This is a genomic window from Enterococcus sp. DIV0574 (assembly GCF_051711125.1).
GTDB lineage: Bacteria > Bacillota > Bacilli > Lactobacillales > Enterococcaceae > Enterococcus_D > Enterococcus_D gallinarum.
On record NZ_JBIOMA010000001.1, the window covers coordinates 398,244 to 415,697 of the forward strand.

Genomic DNA, 17,454 nt, shown 5'->3' on the forward strand with positions numbered 1-17,454 from the left:
AGCAATTTCCGTGTATTCCTCCTTATTTTGCGGAGTTTAACATTTCTGTCCCAGCCTCTTTTTTAGCGAAAACTATAATCCGACAACGAAATATGCCGGGCATGACACCAGTCTTTGACAGAACCGGAGAAAATTAGCGGTACATTGGTCAAATCCTGTGTCAGGGTTTGTCCGACCATGGTGTAGAGCAGCTGAAGCTGTTCTTTCCAAGACTGGATGGTGGCAATCGTTTCTTCAGGTCCTTTATCTAAGAGCATGGTCAAAATCGTAGCAGAGATTCCGACACTTTTGGCACCAAGACATAAAGCTTTGAAAATATCAAAGGCATCTCGAATCCCTCCTGAAGCGATTGTCGTGAAGGAGTGTTGCACTTCGTTGGCTTCTAGTAAAGAAATAACCGTCGATTGGCCGAAGTGATTCAAGTAAGCCATTTCTCGTTTTTTTCTGCGGGCATTTTCAATTTGGGTAAAACTCGTTCCGCCGCTACCAGCAACATCGATCGTTTGTACGCCTACCGAAATCAATTGCTGAATAGTCTCTCGGGTCATACCAAAACCGACTTCTTTTACGACAACTGGTACTGGAGCCGCCTTTACGATTTGTTCCAGCAGACTTAGCCAATTGCTGAATTCACGGTCCCCTTCTGGCATCACCAATTCTTGAGGGGCATTCAGATGGATCTGTAAGGCATCGGCTTCAAATAAGTCGATCGCACGCAAGGCATTTTCAACGGAACTACCAGCACCGACATTTGCTAAAAGAAAGCCCTCTGGATTGACTTGGCGAACGACTTGGAACGTGTCGGACAGCGCTGGGTCTTTTAATGCAGCTGAGACAGAACCAGTCGCCATCATCAGGTCACAAGCTTTCGCAACTTCAGCCAAGTCTTGGTTGATTTTTTTGCTTTTCTCACTTCCGCCTGTCATGGCGTTGATGAAAAAAGGGGTAGCGAAAGAGCGGCCAAAGAGTTCCGTTTCCAAAGTGACTTGTGCGCTATCGATCTCGGGAAAGGACTGGTGAATAATTTGAACCGCATCAAAATCATTCAACCGTGGCTTGTGAAAGGCTTTTGCCAATGAGACGTGTTCATCTTTTCGATTCATTAAATCTCCTCCCGATAATGATAGACATGCAGCGGCAATGGAATAATGTCGGCTTTTTCCCAAGCGCTCATCAATGGTAAGATCCCGGTTTTTTGATCGACGATCACAATGCCGCAATCCCCGCCGCCAGCGCCTGAAGACTTGGCGGCCCCGCGATAGGTTTCTGCTAAGTCACATAGTTTCTTTAAAGCGGGTGTTTCAATGGTTACACCAGTCAGACTAGATAATCCTACAAGTAATTTTCGATTTTCGGTAATCATTTTTTTGATTGTTCGGCTGTCTTCATTTAAAAAGCCATCAATCAAACGATTGACACAGTCTTTGCTGTCTGCCAAAAATTTGGCATAGCCCTTTTCTTTGGCTTCTTTTGATTGGTAGACTTGGTCAACTAAATCAGAAGTGGAAGCAGGACTACCTGTCCACCCAATCAACAGGCGCAATGATTTTGGGACAATCAATGGACGGATCGAAAGCTCTGGCCAATCACTGGTCAATAGCTGAGTCAATGTCCATTCCTGCTGTTTTCGTAAGACCCACTCATGATCAAATGTGGAAAAAGCCAGCCAGCCGCCATAGCAAGAAGCAGCAATGTCACCACACGAGCCATTCCCTTGCACGGCCAAATGGGCCAATGCGGCGATCTTGAATTGCGTCAAGCGATCCATTTTTAGATCATAGTAGAGGTTGAGTGCTTTGACGGTAGCAACGGTCACTGCACCGCTAGAACCAAGTCCATATTTTCGACCGTTGGAATTATCTAACTCACTCGTTACTTTTAAGTCATAAAAAGAGAGCAGGGTTCCTTTTTCTTGAGCGTATTTTTCTGTTAGACGAATAGCAGCTAGAATGTAATGAAAAGGATTTTCTCGGTGGTCCAGTACTAGTTCGCCATTGCGGCGGGTCCAGCGGATCGGCAAGTCACTGTACTGGGCAGATTGGATACTGCCGTTTTTGCGGGCGCCTTCGATCGTCACATTGATGAATTGATCCACCGCAACGATGATCGCTGGATGTCCAGGTTCAACGACCGCATACTCACCTGCAATAAATAATTTGCCGGGGACTGAGATTTCTATCATTTCGACACTCCTTCATTTGTCATAGACGGATCGGTCACTGTCATTGGTAAATCAACCAACCCTTGTCCTGCGTGAGCAACGATTAATTGTTCAGGATGAAAATCTTTTTTCAGCTGGGTTAATATAGCTTCTTCGTCTTTTCTTTGACAAAGCACTTTGACATTTGGTCCGGCATCCATCGTAAAGTAGCAGGCCAGCCCTTTTTGACGCAAGGAACGGACGCAATCCATTGCTCGCAAGGATTCAGGAGACCAGTAGGTGAACGGTGGAGTCGCCGCCATAGTAGTGGCATGCATTTTTAGGGCATTGGCTTCTGTCGTTTCACCTAATAACTGAAAGTCTTTTTCGCGGATGGCTTGCTTTAACTTTTTCAAATCGTGTGGTGTGCTTTCTAGCCAACCAGAATAATAGCTGGAAGTCTCTACAGTCCGACGCATCCCGTCACGACTGGAAACATCTTTTGCTTTGTCGTTGATCAAAATGAAAAGCATACTTAGCTCTTTTTCCCAGCCTTCCGAAGCAATCGGTGTTGCGTAAGACGTGTCATCATCACCAGTATGCCATTCGACAAAGCCGCCAAAAATACTGCGACAAGCAGAGCCAGATCCCCGCCGAGCGAGACGGGATAGTTCTGTTTGTGATAATTGTAAGTCAAGTGCTGCGTTACAGGCTCCGGCTAAAGCAGCTAGTCCACTAGCAGATGAAGCAAGACCAGCAGCTGTTGGAACGAAATTGCGGCTGTTGACTTGCGCGAAAAAAGGACAATTGGCTTTTGCGCGTACAAGATCCAAAAAAGCGGAGATTTTCTTCGTTGCAGCCTCACTCTGCTGTTTGTCATCCAGGAAAAAACGGTCTTGAGTATATTCCTCTGAAAAGGTAACAGAGGTTTCTGTATAGAAAGCATCTAACGTCAAAGATAAGCTGTTATTCATTGGCAAGATCAGTGTTTCGTTCTCCTTGCCCCAATATTTGATCAAAGCAATATTCGTGTAGGCTCGCGCCTTTCCTTTATACATGTTCGTAAGCTCCTAATCCTTGAATCCAAGTGGCATGGGCGCCATTGGACAATAAAATACGGCTGATCACTTCAGCCTGTGTTTTTGTTTGAGTCAAAGCGATCATACAGCCACCGCGGCCACCGCCCGTCAGTTTTGCGCCAAAAGCGCCGTTGGCTAATGCCAGTGACACGAGATCGTCCAGGTTTTGATTGCTGACACCTAGTTGCCGGAGGGTCTCATGTGCGTGGGTCATTGCCTGACCTAGCTGCGTCAGCTGATTATGTAAGATAGCTTCTTTAGCGGTCTTTGCTAAAGAACCTAAGCGGCTGATAGCCTGACTCGTTTGGTGTTTTTGCGTTTCAAACAGATGCGCGACGCTTTTGACAGCTGTGCGGGTCTGACCTTTGATCCCTGTATCGGCGACTAACAAAAAGCCATCGATCGTCAATGGAAAAGAAGTAATCGGCTGCCCTTTGGTAAAGTAGATCGCCTCGTTGCCGCTTGTTGCTGCAGCATCAATACCGCTAGGATTTCCATGCGCGATTTTCTCAGAAAAATCGACATAATCCAATAGCCGTTCTTTTTTTAACTCTTTGTGCTGCCAATCAAAAAAGGCCCGAGTCAACGCAACTGCAACTGCCGCACTTGAACCCATTCCTCGTTCTGAAGGGATTGTACTAACGATCGAAACAGAAAAGGGACCGGTTTGATGGTCTTGCTGCAAGCGATGAAGAAGTTCTTTCACATTTTTTAAATGCGAAGGAGCTTCTTCTAGTGGGCCGTGGTAATAATTGGAGGTTAAATCATTCGTTAGGCTGGCAGTGATCGTCACGTGGACCTTTGCGCCAGCAAATGGAAAAGCGATGGCGGGTTCACCATAGACGACCGAATGTTCACCCATTAATATGATTTTCCCTGTAGCTATGCCAGTACCGAGTGACATTCATTATCCTCATTTCTCTTAGAACTGCAGCAGAAGTCAAAAGAATGTCTCAGAGGAAGCAGCAGGCAAAAAAATAAAGGTTCCCCTTTGATCCTGTGAGTCATTCTTTTAAACTAAGCTGCAATCTACTTAATAATTACTAGTGATTTCATCATAGATCCTTGTTTTTCCGTTAGAACAGAAAAGTTCGCAGAAAAACGAATAAAAGATTCTTTCTTATTTTACTAGAAGAAGGCTGTTTCGTTAAGCATTCCGAAAAAGAAATCGTAAAAAACTGAAAATATTTAAACTTTTATTGAAAATTTTTTGTTTTTATGCTTCAAAAGCGCTGGGTTGACGATACAATATCTAGTAGTGTATAGTTGATTACGCAAATGAAATATACAATATTTAGTGATGAGTGAGTTGGGGGATATGAGCGTGATCGTATTAGCAGGAACTATCGGCGCAGGAAAATCAAGTTTAACTGCATTGTTAGCTGATCATTTAGGCAGTCAAGCATTTTATGAGTCAATCGATGATAATGAAGTGCTGCCGTTGTTTTATGCCGATCCAAATAAATATGCTTTTTTATTGCAGATTTATTTTTTGAATAAACGTTTTGATAGTATCAAAAAAGCATTGAATGATGATAATAATGTATTGGATCGATCCATTTATGAAGATTCACTGCTTTTCCATTTGAATGCTGATTTAGGGCGAGCAACGGATACAGAAGTTCGGGTTTATGATGATTTATTGGCCAACATGTTGGAAGAATTGCCTTATGCAGCTCATAAAAAACATCCAGATTTATTGGTCCATATTCGGGTTTCTTTTGAAACTATGTTAGAACGGATCAATAAACGGGGACGGGAATATGAACAGTTATCCTTTGATCCTACCTTGTATGACTATTATCAAGAATTGAATCTACGGTATGATCAATGGTATGAAGAATACCAAGAAAGTCCAAAAATCCAAATCGACGGCGATCAATTCAACTTTGTTGAAGATCCAGAAGCAGCCCAAAAGGTATTAGCGATGGTCGACGAAGCACTGGCAAAAGTGCGCAAATAAAGCAACAGCTGGAGTCCAGCCCATAAAAGTGGGGATTCCAGCTGTTTTCTTTTATAATAGAAGAAAGCGAACATGTAACGTGTGGAGGGAAACCAGTGGAAAAAAAACGATTTTACAATGGCCGTTATGAATGGATTCAAGTGGATCAACAAGACAGTAGCAGTATTGCGCGTTTACAAAGACAGCACCAGTTGACTGATGAGATGTTAACTTACTCATTAGACAAGAATGAACGTGCCCGTGTGGAGTTCGATACTGATGATCAAGCATTGTTGTTGGTGTTCAACGTACCTCAACAAGAAAAGAAAGACAATCATTTTGAAACAAGTCCGATGACGTTTATCTTAAAAAAAGATCGGCTGTTTACTTTTTCTTCGAGAAATACACAATATGTGATTCCGATGATGGAACGGATACTCGTGCAAAATCCTTTGCAAACACCGATTCATTTTCTTTTTAATAGTCTTTTTTTGATCTCAGGAACTTTTTTTCCTTTAGTCGAAGAAGTCAATAGCGATCGCGTGCATCTCAATCAACGGCTGCGGGAAAAGACCACCAATAAAAATTTGTTGGAGATGTCTGACTTGGAGATCGGACTCGTTTATCTGGTTTCGGCAACGAAACAAAATGCCGTTTTATTAGAACAGATCAAAGCTTTGTCGTTCTTTCGTTTAATGGACGACAATGAAAAAGAGCAGTTGGATGATGCACTGATCGAAGCGAAACAAGCCGTTGAAATGACTCAGTTAGCGTTTCAAATTCTGGAACAATTGTCAGGTACGTACAATAATTTGTTGAACAACAACTTGAACGACACGATGAAATTCCTGACTGTTTGGTCGTTGTTGCTGACGGTACCATCGATCGTTACCAGCTTCTTTGGCATGAACGTTCCATTGCCCTTCACGAATACCGTGTTTGGCTGGGGAATCGCTCTGCTGATCAGTTTAGTCTTGTCAGGATGGATGTTGATTGCACTCTGGCGCAGAATCAAGTGATGCTTCAGTCAATCACTAGACCTAACCCCGCTGCAATCACTAATGCTTGTTCTTGGTCAACGATCAATCCCCGCAACAATTCTTGCGAAAGAGCGATTTTCTGGAAAGGATTGGTCCGCAGATCCAGCTGATAGAGTTTGGTTCGGAACCAATTACTGTTTGTCAGCTGATTGTGCTGCAACTGGAGATTTTTCCATTGGACTTCGTAAAATTCTGTGTCATTCAGCTGGCACTCTGCAAAGCGGATCGTTTTGAGATTGGTGTTGCTGAAGGAAGCAAAATTGCCGACGCAAGATTCAAATGTACAGTCACGAAAATAACTTTCTGCAAAATTTGTACCGGTCAGCTTGCAGTTTTTGAAGTGTACTTGATGAAAGCTAGCGCCCAAACATTCCATGTTGGAAAAGTCGCAGTTTTCAAAGAAAACATTTTGGCATTCCCAATGCTCTAGTCTTGTCTTTTGCATGGTGACCTTTTTCAAGTGGCACTGTTTTAAAATGAGACCCGTACAAGCGTCATAACTGGCATCAGTTTCTGTAAAAAAAGCTTGTTCAAAAATTTCTTCATCTTCAAGATAAAAATCTTTTGTTTCTGAGTATTCAATAATCGGTAAAAGAGGATCCGGCTGCTTTTTTTTCATTTTGCACCTCAAAATTTTGTTTTTTTAATAGTATACCATGTTTTGAGCGATGCCTTTAGCAGTGCAAAGATGTTTGATGGATAGATTGTGAATTTAATTCAATAGGCTAACTTTAGTTGCTGAAATAGCAAGGTTTTATGAAAAATAAATACGCTTATATTCACAAGGTTATGAATTGTTTTAAGAAAAATCTTCATTTCAGAAGCATAATTCAAGGATAATTCGGCAATAACCAGTAAAAACTGTCATTTTTTTAACGGTTTGCGAAAATCTTGATAGTTTTTAAATTCACAATGTAGCTATAATGAAACCATAAACAAAAGGGGGAAATTTTTCCATGACAAAAACAGTGATTATTGGTGCGAACCACGCAGGGATTGCCGCAGCAAATACCTTATTAGACAATTACCAAGATCAAGAAGTTGTAATGATCGATCGGAATACAAACCTCAGTTACCTTGGTTGTGGGACTGCATTATGGGTTGGACGTCAAATCGATTCGTATGAAGGCTTATTCTATACAAAACGGGAAGATTTTGAGGCAAAGGGAGCAAAAATCTATATGGAAACAACTGTTGACCATATTGATTTTGAGAAAAAAACGGTTCATGCAGTAACAAAAGATGGTGAAGAAGTGGTAGAAACATATGACAAACTTGTTTTAGCAACAGGTTCAGTACCAATTTCGCCAAAAGTACCTGGTCGTGATTTAGCCAATATTCATTTCTTGAAGAGATTCCAAGATGGCCAATCTGTGGATAAAGAACTAGCAGCTGAAGAAGTAAAAAATGTTGCTGTCATCGGGGCCGGCTATATTGGAGTGGAAATTGCAGAAGCTGCAAAACGTCGTGGTAAAAACGTTCTTTTATTTGATGCCGCTAACCGTGCATTACCAAACTACTATGACAAATGGTTCACGGATGACATGGATCAAAACTTAGCAGAGCATGGGATCGAATTGCACTTTGGTGAATTAGCTCGAGAATACAAAGGAACCGACAAAGTAGAAGCAGTGGTAACGGATAATGGAGAATATCCAGTGGATCTTGTGATCAATGCGATCGGCTTCTTGCCAAACAATACATTAGGCAAAGAGCACTTGGAACTATTTACGAATGGTGCCTACTTGGTAGACCGTCACCAACAAACAAGTGACCCAGATGTTTTTGCGGTTGGAGACTGTGCAACGGTTTATTCAAATGCATTGCAACAAACGACCTACATCGCTTTAGCAACAAATGCCGTTCGCTCAGGGATCGTAGCTGGCCATAACATTGGCGGTACATCATTGGAATCAACTGGGGTCCAAGGATCAAACGGAATCTCAATCTTTGGTTACAACATGGTTTCTACCGGTCTTTCCGTAGAAGCAGCAGAACGTAACGGTGTGAAAGTGAAGTATTCAGATTATGAAGATACGCAAAAACCTGGATTCATGAAAGAAAACGATACCGTGAAAATCCGGATTGTTTACGAAGAAGAATCACGTCGGGTGATTGGTGCCCAAATGGCATCACGTACTTCAGAAATCGCTATGGGAATTCACATGTTCTCATTAGCAATTGAAGAAGGTGTAACCATCGACAAGATGAAATTACTTGATATCTTCTTCTTACCACACTTCAATCAACCATACAACTACATCACAATGGCTGCATTGAAAGCTGAATAATAAATAGCTGAGGGAGCTGTGACAAAAATCTTGTCGCAGCTTCTTTTTTCAAATAAACGATTAGAAGTAGCTTCTTTGGAACCAAGCCGAAACTTCAGGTGGCTGGTCACTTTTGTTAAGCGCTCTTTTTTGAAATAATCATGAAAATCATTGACAAGAACTAAAAAAAGCAGTATACTATAAAAGTTGAGAAATTAAAGCAGAAGCACCCGCTTCTCGCCTGAGTGACTGTATCGCTGGGCAGAATAGGATTCCTACATTTTGTGTATGGAGTACGTGCGGGTTCGTGAAGAACTCGTTTTTTTTATTGTCTGATTTCGAATCGACAAGCTTTTCTTTCTCTCAAAAAACTCGGAGGTGAATGACCATAGCAAAGGATATGATGGTAAACGACGGCATTCGTGCACGTGAATTGCGTTTGATTGATCAAAACGGCGAACAACTTGGTGTAAAGAGTAAAGCTGAAGCATTGCAAATTGCAGAACGAGCAAACCTTGATGTGGTATTGGTGGCACCAAATGCGAAACCACCGGTAGCAAGAATTATGGATTACGGAAAATATCGTTTTGAGCAACAGAAGAAAGACCGTGAAGCTCGTAAAAAACAAAAAGTAATCAACATTAAAGAGGTTCGTTTAAGTCCAACGATCGACGTCAATGATTTCAACACAAAGTTGCGTAATGCACGTAAATTCCTTGAAAAAGGGGACAAAGTAAAAGCTTCGATCCGTTTCAAAGGCCGTGCCATTACCCATAAAGAGATTGGTCAGAAAGTGTTGGATCGTTTGGCTGAAGAAACAGCTGATTTAGCATCCGTTGAACAAAAACCAAAAATGGATGGACGCAGCATGTTCTTAGTATTATCGCCAAAAAATGATAAATAATGACTCACTGAGTTTCAGTTTAAAGTCAGATAACGAAAGATTTTGAGGAGGAAATTAGTTATGCCAAAACAAAAAACACACCGCGGATTAGCAAAACGCGTAAAACGTACTGGCGGCGGCGGATTGAAACGCTTCCGTGCATTTACTAGCCACCGTTTCCACGGTAAAACAAAAAAACAACGTCGTCAATTGCGTAAAGCTTCTATGGTTTCAGCTGGCGATTACAAACGTATCCGTCAACAATTAGCACGCATGAAATAATTGCGTCCCAGGCTTTACAAATTCAAACAACTATCGATTTTCATATTAGGAGGAATTATACATGGCACGTGTTAAAGGTGGAACAGTAACTCGTAAACGTCGTAAAAAAGTGCTAAAATTAGCAAAAGGTTACTACGGTTCTAAACACACTTTATTTAAAACAGCAAAAGAACAAGTAATGAATTCATACAACTACGCATACCGCGATCGTCGTCAAAAGAAACGCGACTTCCGCAAATTGTGGATTGCTCGTATCAACGCAGCGGCTCGTATGAATGGCTTAAGCTACTCAAAATTGATGCACGGTTTGAAATTAGCTGAAATCGACATCAACCGCAAAATGTTAGCTGACTTGGCTGTAAACGATGCAACAGCATTTACTGAATTGGCTGACCAAGCAAAAGACGCTTTAAACAAATAAACTCACGTTGTTCTACAACGATTGAACCCGCTCAATGAGCGGGTTTTTTGTTTCTTCCGCTAAGCAAAATACCAAATTCGCTTGACTAATGGTATAGTAGTCTACAATGAAATCGGATTCCTGTTAAGGCTGGGAGGATATCAAATGAAACTAGTAACGAGGAATGAAGTATTGGAAGAATCAAAGGCAGTCCTAAAAATCATCGCGGGTAATAGTTTGTTGGGATTTGCTTATGCGAAATGGATGAAACCTAATGGGATCATCAATGGTGGTGTCACTAGTATGGCGATGATTTTAGAAAAGGTGACCAATGTACCGATCGTTTATTTGACATCTGGTATTACGACCCTTCTGCTGGTTTTTTGTTGGCTATTTTTAGGAAAAGCCAATTTTTTCAAGTCCATTATCAGCAGTGTTTTTTATAATTTATTTTTTGCTCTTTTTTATTATATGAAGATTGATTTTCAAGTAAACCTAATGCTTGATTTCTTATTTGCGAGCTTGTTCATAGCGGTAGGGTACTATTGCTGCATCACGGCTAACGCTTCAACTGTTGGGATGGATGTGATTGCCATGGCTATCAACAAAAAGCGGCCTGATTTTAGTATTGCTCGGGGTATCCGCTATATCAACTTTATGGTATTAATATTAGGATTTTTGACTTATGGCTTCAAATCAGTAGTAATTGGATTACTATTTAGTTTTGTCAATTCTTATCTATTAGATTTTTTGTTGAAAAGAAGCAGTCGGTGATCTATTTGGTGATTCTTGCTTCCTTTCATCCGCAATAAAAACGACAAACTAACAGTATTGATCCAATTCAAATTGGGGTTATTTCATTAATTGACTCGCCTCATAAATCTCTTGTTTATACGGAGATTTATGAGGTTTTTTTTGTTTTTTGTCTATCAACGAATAGAGAGAAACCGTTAAAAATGCGCAATATGACAAAATAAGTTGATTTATTTTGAATTTTGTCTTTTTCATAAACAGGTCAATAAGTGAAAGAGATTTCTCGATCCCAAATCATGTGATTTTTAACACATATTTCAGAAAAAAACGAAGTTAAATGTCCTTATTTATTAAAAAAATGCTCAAGTCTGAGATAAAAATCGCTTTTATCCATTCATTTCCAGGCGCAAAATGATAAGAATTACTCCTTTTTTAAAAAGATTACTAAGTAAGAATGAGACTCAAATACTTATTTTTTGAAAGGATTTTGTCAGTTCCTAATAGCGAAAATATCCGATAATCTGTTTAGATAATCTTTGCACTTTTTTAGGAGTGATCTTTATGTAAAACGAAAATGTTGGATTGGTTGTTTAGGCATGTGTAGGTTAGGAAAGATTTAAAAAAATATGAAAGAAGGTACAGAAATGAAACGAAAGAAAAAATTAGTTACAAAGTTCGTTGTTGCAACAACTCTTTTCACAGCAGGTAGTTTGGTGGTTCCAGCTGTTGGCACTTTATCTGCCTATGCAGCGACTACAGGTCCTGTTGCAGATAATACTAGCCCTCGTTCCATTACACTTTGGAAATATGAAGTGAAAGATCTATCTGAACTGGGTGATCGTGGCGATGGAGAAAAGGATGATACAGTTACAAAGTAGCCGTTAGCAGGGATCAAATTCCGCATACAACGGGTAACGGTAATCGGTGATGCTGCTTTAACGAATCCATTAGATCAAAAAGAAGGAACCGATTATACGATTGACAACACATTTACTGCTCAAACAGTAACGACAGGAGCAGATGGGTCTGTCAAAGCGAATTTGGGTAGCGGCAATGCGGCAGATGGCATTTATTTAGTTACCGAATTAGAAGATGACCGTGGTGTCTCTCCTGCCGTTGCAAAACCAGCAGATCCATTCTTTGTGCAAGTACCTCAAACGGACCGTGATGATCTAGGCTCATTAATCTATGATGTAGTCGTTCAACCGAAGAACATTATGGAATCTTTGCTTGAACCAGATAAGACCGTTGAAGAAGGAAAAGGTTTCTCCAATAAAGCAGGAAATCATTTCACTTGGGAAGCCAATGCCACTCTTCCAAGCGGACTCTATCAAATTGCAGCGAAAGACATGGTTATTACACCAGTTTATGACAAAGATGGCAATCAAGTTGCGGATATTCCAGTCTCTGCAGGCGACGAAATTTACGCTGACTACTATACGATTCGCGATACATTGAACGAAAAGATTTTGTTGGATGGGTTAACTGTTAATACGAAGACAGATTCCAGTGACTGGGTAGCACTTGAATTTGGCACAGATTATACCGTCTTAGACTAGATAAGCATCATTTCCATTGTTTCGCGCGGGAATGTGCTATACTAGATGCTTGTAATCGCACCAAGAACCGGTGCTTGAAAGAAGGAGCATAAGAAATGAAAAATTTAAAAGTTCAAGACCTGATTGCTGTCGGGATATATACAGCTATTTATTTTTTATTGATGAGTTTTTGTCTGCTGATTTTACGGTTTGTTATTCCAGGATTTCATAATTTATTCATTCCAGCCGTTACAGCACTTTTTTCTGGGGTCATTTATCTATTGATGTTGAATAAAGTACCAAAGTTTGGCGCGATCACCATCATGGGCAGTGTGGTAGGTCTCTTTTTTTTGATTTCAGGTCACTTTCCGCTAGCCTTTATGCCGAATATTTTATGTGCAGTACTGGCAGATACGATTCAGTATAAAAGCAAGTGGAAAGGAAGTCTCAAGACAACTATTAGTTATACCGTATTCAGCTTTGGTTTAATGGGTCCCATCTTGCCATTGTGGTTCATGAAAAATGCGTATATTGATTCGCTAGTTGCTCGTGGAAAAGACCAAAGCTATATTGCAGGGGTCTTTGCTCATACTTCCACAGCGATGCTGGTGATTTGCGGGCTCGCTGTACTGGTTGCTTCGATTGTCGGGATAGGCCTCGGTGCTCGTCTATATCAAAAACATTTCCAACCAACGTTGCATCAAACAAACGGGAGATCGATGTGACTAGGCTCTCACTTGACCCCAGATGCAAATTATTTGTGACATTCTTTGCAAGTGTCACATTGATGATTTCATTGACGTGGACAAAAGAGTTGATTGTGATCAGCTTTTTGTTTATCTTGTTTCTACTTAGCGGTTTCTGGCGAAAGGGATTGTTGTTTTTCGGGCTGTTTCTATTATTGTCTTTGGTAGAAGGTTTTTTTGCAGGGCAAAACAATTCAATAGTAACCACCCTGCTGGATTTCTTTTCCGTAGGGTATCGCCGATTGTTACCGACGATCATGGCAGCCGTATTTGCGATGAGTGGGACGAAAATCAGTGAATGGTTAGCTGCTTTGCAAAAAATCCGCATTCCCTCGTTTTTGCTGGTACCGTTGGCCGTACTGTTTCGATTTTTTCCAACATTGTTGCAAGATGTCAAAAGTATTCGCCAAGCGATGCGCTTTCGCGGAATTGCTTTGAACGGCTGGTCCTATGTAAGACATCCTCTACAGACGGTGGAGTATTTTTTGATTCCTTTATTGATGTCTGCAGAAAATACTGCCACAGAATTGTCAGCGACCGCGTTAGTAAGAGGCCTGTCGGCTAAAAATCCTCATACATCGGTTTATACACTGCGGTTGAAACTTGCTGATTATGTAGTGTTTGGTACTGTGTTACTACTTATTTTTTTGTTTGTAAGGATGTGAAGGAATGATCACCATCGAAAAACTATCTCTTAAACGGGGCACCCAGCAGGTATTGAAAGATGTCTCTTGTCAGATTTTTGCTGGTGAAGTCGTCGTGTTATGCGGCCAAAGCGGTAGCGGTAAGTCAACCTTGTTGAATGTTCTCAATGGCTTGATTCCTGAACTATATCCAGCAGAAATGACGGGGGCTGTTCAAGTGGCAGGGGATTCTTTGCCGACGGAAGACTTTCCCGCCTACGCCAGAAAAATCGGTGTTGTTTTTCAAAATCCCAAAACACAATTTTTTACAACAGATGTTTATTCTGAACTGGCGTTTACAATGGAAAATGCAGGGATAGAGCCAGTAGAAATACGAAAACGGATCAAAGAAGCGGCAGAACAATTTTCTTTGTCAGAATTGTTGGATGCAAGTGTTTTCGAACTGTCTGGTGGCGAAAAGCAGCGAGTAGCAATCGCTTGTGCAACGATGCTTTCTCATGATCTCTTTTTGTTCGATGAACCTTCCAGTAATCTTGATGAAGAAGCACTACAAAAAATTGCCGCAGCGATCCGCCTTTTGAAAGAGCAAGGGAAGACGATCGTCATTGCAGAGCACCGATTGTCCTACTTGACGGGGATTGCGGATCGTTACTTATTACTAGCAGAAGGGCGCTTGGTCACAGAGTATACCAGTGAAGCATTGCTTTCTCATACCCCGCAACAGATTCACAATCTCGGATTAAGGCGGATCAACGAGCCGCAGTTCGAGTTGGCAATCAACGAAACAGAGGGAGCGAGTTTCTCAGCTGATCTGATTGCGACGAATCTCCAAGTCACTTATCGACGCCAACAGCAACCAGCTCTTGATATTGCGAAACTTGTTGTGCCTACGCGACAAGTCGTGGGTTTGATTGGCCCGAACGGTGCTGGCAAATCGACATTGTTTCAAGTGTTCGCTGGCTTAAAAAAATGTTCAGCAGCTCAATTTTGGCTGCATGGTCAACCAATCAATCAAAAACAGTTATTGCGAGAAAGTTTTCTGGTTATGCAAGATGTGAACCTGCAGCTTTTTTTTGAATCTGTCGAAAAAGAATTGTTGGCAAAAGCTGCCAGACCGGAACGTTTTGAACAAGTCGTGACTTTGTTGGAACTAGAGCATTTACTGCGAAGACATCCACAATCTTTGTCCGGTGGCGAAAAGCAGCGAGTCGCGATCGGCAGTGCATTGCTTTCAGGTAAACGCTTGTTGTTTTTCGATGAACCGACTAGCGGATTAGACCTGAAACAAATGGAAGAGGTCGGAAATCTGCTGCAGGAAGTTGCCAAAGAAGTCGATCTGTTAGCCGTGATCAGTCATGATAAAGAGTTTTTGGATGAAACCTGCCCTTACGTGATCCAACTCGAACAGGGAAAGTTAGTTGATACCTATCAGTTAGCGACAAATGGGGGATAAAAGAAAAGCGGAGTGAGCATTGGTTCACTCCGTTTTTGTCTGAACATGAAAAAATCTTCATGATCTTTTTCTTTCAATCCGTTAGGAAGTTTTTACAAAATCCGTTATGATAGAAGCAAAAATAGGAGGAGAGCAGATGGCCTTGAGAATCTTGATAGTGGAAGACGAAGAAAGTTTAGCCAGTTTTATCCAGACTGAGTTGACTTTTGAGGGGTACGACACGGTATGGGCCAAAGATGGCCAAGAGGCATTGACCTTGTTCAATCAGCAAACTGATCTGTTTGATCTGATTTTGTTGGATTGGATGCTGCCAATCTATGATGGCATCACGGTGGCGCGGCGAATTCGCAAAGAAAGCGATATTCCGATTTTGATGATGACAGCCAGAAATCAAACTGCCGATGTCGTGACTGGTCTTGACGTTGGCCTAGATGATTATTTAACGAAGCCCTTTGAAATCGAAGAACTGTTTGCCCGGATTCGCGTGATTGAGCGACGGTTGCAGCGGGAAGCCCAACAGCAAAAGAACCAACAAAATCAGTTGGTGGTAGGCGAGTTGATGATGGACATCGCCAAACATTTGGTCCAGGTTGCCGGAGAGACCATTGAATTGACTCCTAAAGAGTTTGGAATCTTATATGAGTTGATGAATGAACCAGAAGTAGTCAAAACCAGAGATGAGCTATTGAATGAGATTTGGGGGTATGAATACGATGGTCAAACAAATGTGGTAGATGTTTATATTCGCACCCTTCGCAACAAGCTGGATGTCTGCGGTAAAGGTAAAATGATCGCAACTGTTCGGGGATTAGGCTATGTGTTGAGGACCGCCCATGAAGAATAAGTTCGCCAACCCACGCAGAAAAACTGCCCAGTTTCAATTAACGAGCCGCTTTTCTTTGATTCTATTTGGTCTGTTGATTCTCTTCAATGTATTGTTTATCTTGTTATCCGTAGGGTATTTGTTTGAACATATCGAAAATCGTGCGAGCAATATTCTTGAGGCTATCGAAAACGGGGAAGCTTCAGGGGATGACTGGAATGATCTAGTCAATGCCTATGTTTCGGCAGATGAAGAAGATGCCTTGCAAGTGATCTTAGCTGATGGCAGTGTCATTTTATCAGAAGATGCAGCAGAGATTTTTGCCGAGATCAATCAAGGACGGATCATCCCATTTTTGGAGGGCATCGTCTTTACAGATGATGGTATCTATTATACGAAAACCCAAGAAATCGATAGGGATCAGGTGAAGATCGCCATCAATGGTGAGGACAGTGTGGAATTAGCCTATGGTCTCTTTATGATCAGCAGTTTCTTGAACCTGATCGCTGTAGTCGTTGGCAGTATATTGATTTATTGGAGCGTTGGGAAATGGAGCCGGAAATTAACAGGGATGGCGCAAGAAATTGCTGAAATCGAACAAAGCCAAAAAGGCGAATTGACGATTGTTGAAGAACCAATCGAGATTCGTTCTGTGGCGTTGGCTTTCAATAAACTACTGAAAGAACAGCGTGAGACGATCGCGCGAGAAAAACGGTTTGTTGCCGATGCTTCTCATGAGCTGCGGACACCTTTAGCCGCGATTCGCGGACATGTCCAATTGATCCAGCGGCGTGGAACCAAACACCCAGAAGTCATTCCTTCTTCACTGGCCTTTATCGATAAAGAATCGAAGCGTTTGGAAACATTGAGTAATCAACTGCTGGATTTGGAAAAAAACCAAACCCAAGAAATAAGTCTCGTTGATGTCTCGCAGATCGTGCGAGAAGAATGTGAAAAACAAGCAACGATCGTTCCGCAATCGATTGAATATTTTGTGGAAAACCAGTGTAGGAAGCAAGGGCACAAACGTGACTTCCAACAGATCATCCAAAATCTTTTAGAAAATGCAGCGAAGTATTCACCAGCAGATCAGCCCATTCATGTGAGACTGACACAAGATCAAACGCACTTGTCTCTAACCGTTGCCGACTTTGGTATTGGGATCCCCAATGATAAGAAAGCGTTGATTTTTGAGCGTTTCTATCGAGTGGAAGATTCTCGTTCCAGTCAAATTTCCGGTTCAGGAATCGGATTATCACTGGTAAAGCAGCTGGCCAACAAGTATCATGCTGAAATTACCGTCACGGATAATCAGCCGCAAGGCAGTGTCTTTAAAATTGATTTCCCAAGTGAAAGAGAAAGATGAAGATTTTTTTAGATTTTCTTCAAGCATTTTTGATTCTTTTTTCTGAAGGACTTGTTATTCTAAATATATAGAAAAAAGGAATAGACAATTAATTG

The 17,454-nt window shown here is 41.5% G+C and carries 19 protein-coding genes and 1 other annotated feature; of the genes, 14 read left to right on the forward strand and 5 right to left on the reverse strand.

Annotated elements, in window-relative coordinates:
* Window positions 1-62: 62 nt before the first annotated feature.
* The 4 genes from fni to mvk are packed head-to-tail and all read right to left on the reverse strand — an operon-like array spanning window position 63 to window position 4,123.
* The gene (gene fni / locus IGJ45_RS01985; RefSeq protein ID WP_003128636.1) at window positions 63-1,103 is read right to left on the reverse strand and encodes a type 2 isopentenyl-diphosphate Delta-isomerase; all 1,041 of its coding nucleotides are present in this window, start codon (window positions 1,101-1,103) and stop codon (window positions 63-65) included.
* Window positions 1,103-2,182: a phosphomevalonate kinase gene (locus IGJ45_RS01990; RefSeq protein WP_003128637.1), complete on the reverse strand. Its 1,080-nt coding sequence runs from the start codon at window positions 2,180-2,182 to the stop codon at window positions 1,103-1,105. Before IGJ45_RS01990 ends, fni begins: the two co-directional genes overlap by 1 nt.
* Window positions 2,179-3,198, reverse strand: a complete 1,020-nt coding sequence (mvaD, locus tag IGJ45_RS01995; protein WP_005472717.1) for a diphosphomevalonate decarboxylase — start codon at window positions 3,196-3,198, stop codon at window positions 2,179-2,181. Before mvaD ends, IGJ45_RS01990 begins: the two co-directional genes overlap by 4 nt.
* Window positions 3,191-4,123, reverse strand: coding sequence for a mevalonate kinase (mvk, locus tag IGJ45_RS02000; protein ID WP_003128639.1), 933 nt, complete (start codon window positions 4,121-4,123; stop codon window positions 3,191-3,193). The genes mvaD and mvk overlap by 8 nt, the downstream gene beginning before the upstream one ends.
* Window positions 4,124-4,537: 414 nt before the next feature.
* On the opposite strand from mvk, the gene IGJ45_RS02005 reads away from it, so the two are divergent.
* A complete protein-coding gene (locus tag IGJ45_RS02005) occupies window positions 4,538-5,182 on the forward strand; it encodes a deoxynucleoside kinase (RefSeq protein WP_003128640.1) in 645 nt (214 codons plus the stop codon).
* Window positions 5,183-5,277: 95 nt separating this feature from the next.
* Window positions 5,278-6,180: a magnesium transporter CorA family protein gene (locus IGJ45_RS02010; RefSeq protein WP_003128641.1), complete on the forward strand. Its 903-nt coding sequence runs from the start codon at window positions 5,278-5,280 to the stop codon at window positions 6,178-6,180.
* Window positions 6,181-6,184: 4 nt separating this feature from the next.
* Here the strand turns inward: IGJ45_RS02010 and IGJ45_RS02015 are convergent, their stop codons facing one another.
* Window positions 6,185-6,820, reverse strand: a complete 636-nt coding sequence (locus tag IGJ45_RS02015; RefSeq protein ID WP_003128642.1) for a pentapeptide repeat-containing protein — start codon at window positions 6,818-6,820, stop codon at window positions 6,185-6,187.
* A gap of 337 nt (window positions 6,821-7,157) precedes the next feature.
* Between IGJ45_RS02015 and nox the strand changes: the two genes are divergently transcribed.
* From nox to IGJ45_RS02075, 12 genes are all read left to right on the forward strand, one after another.
* Window positions 7,158-8,492, forward strand: coding sequence for a H2O-forming NADH oxidase (gene nox, locus IGJ45_RS02020; RefSeq protein ID WP_003128643.1), 1,335 nt, complete (start codon window positions 7,158-7,160; stop codon window positions 8,490-8,492).
* Between the two features lie 191 nt (window positions 8,493-8,683).
* Window positions 8,684-8,805, forward strand: a sequence feature (ribosomal protein L20 leader region).
* A 48-nt stretch (window positions 8,806-8,853) separates the two neighbouring features.
* Window positions 8,854-9,375 (forward strand): translation initiation factor IF-3, encoded by a 522-nt coding sequence (gene infC, locus IGJ45_RS02025; protein ID WP_003128645.1) that lies wholly within the window; start codon window positions 8,854-8,856, stop codon window positions 9,373-9,375.
* A 60-nt stretch (window positions 9,376-9,435) separates the two neighbouring features.
* Window positions 9,436-9,636, forward strand: a complete 201-nt coding sequence (rpmI, locus tag IGJ45_RS02030) for a 50S ribosomal protein L35 (RefSeq protein ID WP_003128650.1) — start codon at window positions 9,436-9,438, stop codon at window positions 9,634-9,636.
* Between the two features lie 61 nt (window positions 9,637-9,697).
* Window positions 9,698-10,057, forward strand: coding sequence for a 50S ribosomal protein L20 (gene rplT / locus IGJ45_RS02035; protein WP_142976959.1), 360 nt, complete (start codon window positions 9,698-9,700; stop codon window positions 10,055-10,057).
* Between the two features lie 144 nt (window positions 10,058-10,201).
* Complete coding sequence (locus tag IGJ45_RS02040) at window positions 10,202-10,810, forward strand: YitT family protein (protein ID WP_021149136.1); 609 nt, start codon at window positions 10,202-10,204, stop codon at window positions 10,808-10,810.
* Between the two features lie 623 nt (window positions 10,811-11,433).
* Window positions 11,434-11,667 carry a hypothetical protein gene (locus tag IGJ45_RS02045; RefSeq protein ID WP_123866860.1) on the forward strand — a complete coding sequence of 78 codons (234 nt, stop codon included), beginning with the start codon at window positions 11,434-11,436 and terminating at the stop codon, window positions 11,665-11,667.
* A gap of 12 nt (window positions 11,668-11,679) precedes the next feature.
* Window positions 11,680-12,348 carry a pilin N-terminal domain-containing protein gene (locus IGJ45_RS02050; RefSeq protein WP_255200978.1) on the forward strand — a complete coding sequence of 223 codons (669 nt, stop codon included), beginning with the start codon at window positions 11,680-11,682 and terminating at the stop codon, window positions 12,346-12,348.
* Between the two features lie 95 nt (window positions 12,349-12,443).
* Complete coding sequence (locus IGJ45_RS02055; RefSeq protein WP_003128664.1) at window positions 12,444-13,052, forward strand: MptD family putative ECF transporter S component; 609 nt, start codon at window positions 12,444-12,446, stop codon at window positions 13,050-13,052.
* Window positions 13,049-13,738 carry an energy-coupling factor transporter transmembrane component T gene (locus IGJ45_RS02060; protein ID WP_003128666.1) on the forward strand — a complete coding sequence of 230 codons (690 nt, stop codon included), beginning with the start codon at window positions 13,049-13,051 and terminating at the stop codon, window positions 13,736-13,738. The genes IGJ45_RS02055 and IGJ45_RS02060 overlap by 4 nt, the downstream gene beginning before the upstream one ends.
* A 4-nt stretch (window positions 13,739-13,742) precedes the next feature.
* Window positions 13,743-15,170 carry an ABC transporter ATP-binding protein gene (locus IGJ45_RS02065; RefSeq protein ID WP_005472705.1) on the forward strand — a complete coding sequence of 476 codons (1,428 nt, stop codon included), beginning with the start codon at window positions 13,743-13,745 and terminating at the stop codon, window positions 15,168-15,170.
* A 136-nt stretch (window positions 15,171-15,306) separates the two neighbouring features.
* A complete protein-coding gene (locus IGJ45_RS02070; RefSeq protein WP_096711011.1) occupies window positions 15,307-16,014 on the forward strand; it encodes a response regulator transcription factor in 708 nt (235 codons plus the stop codon).
* Window positions 16,004-17,359 (forward strand): sensor histidine kinase, encoded by a 1,356-nt coding sequence (locus IGJ45_RS02075; protein ID WP_003128670.1) that lies wholly within the window; start codon window positions 16,004-16,006, stop codon window positions 17,357-17,359. The genes IGJ45_RS02070 and IGJ45_RS02075 overlap by 11 nt, the downstream gene beginning before the upstream one ends.
* Window positions 17,360-17,454 lie beyond the last annotated feature (95 nt).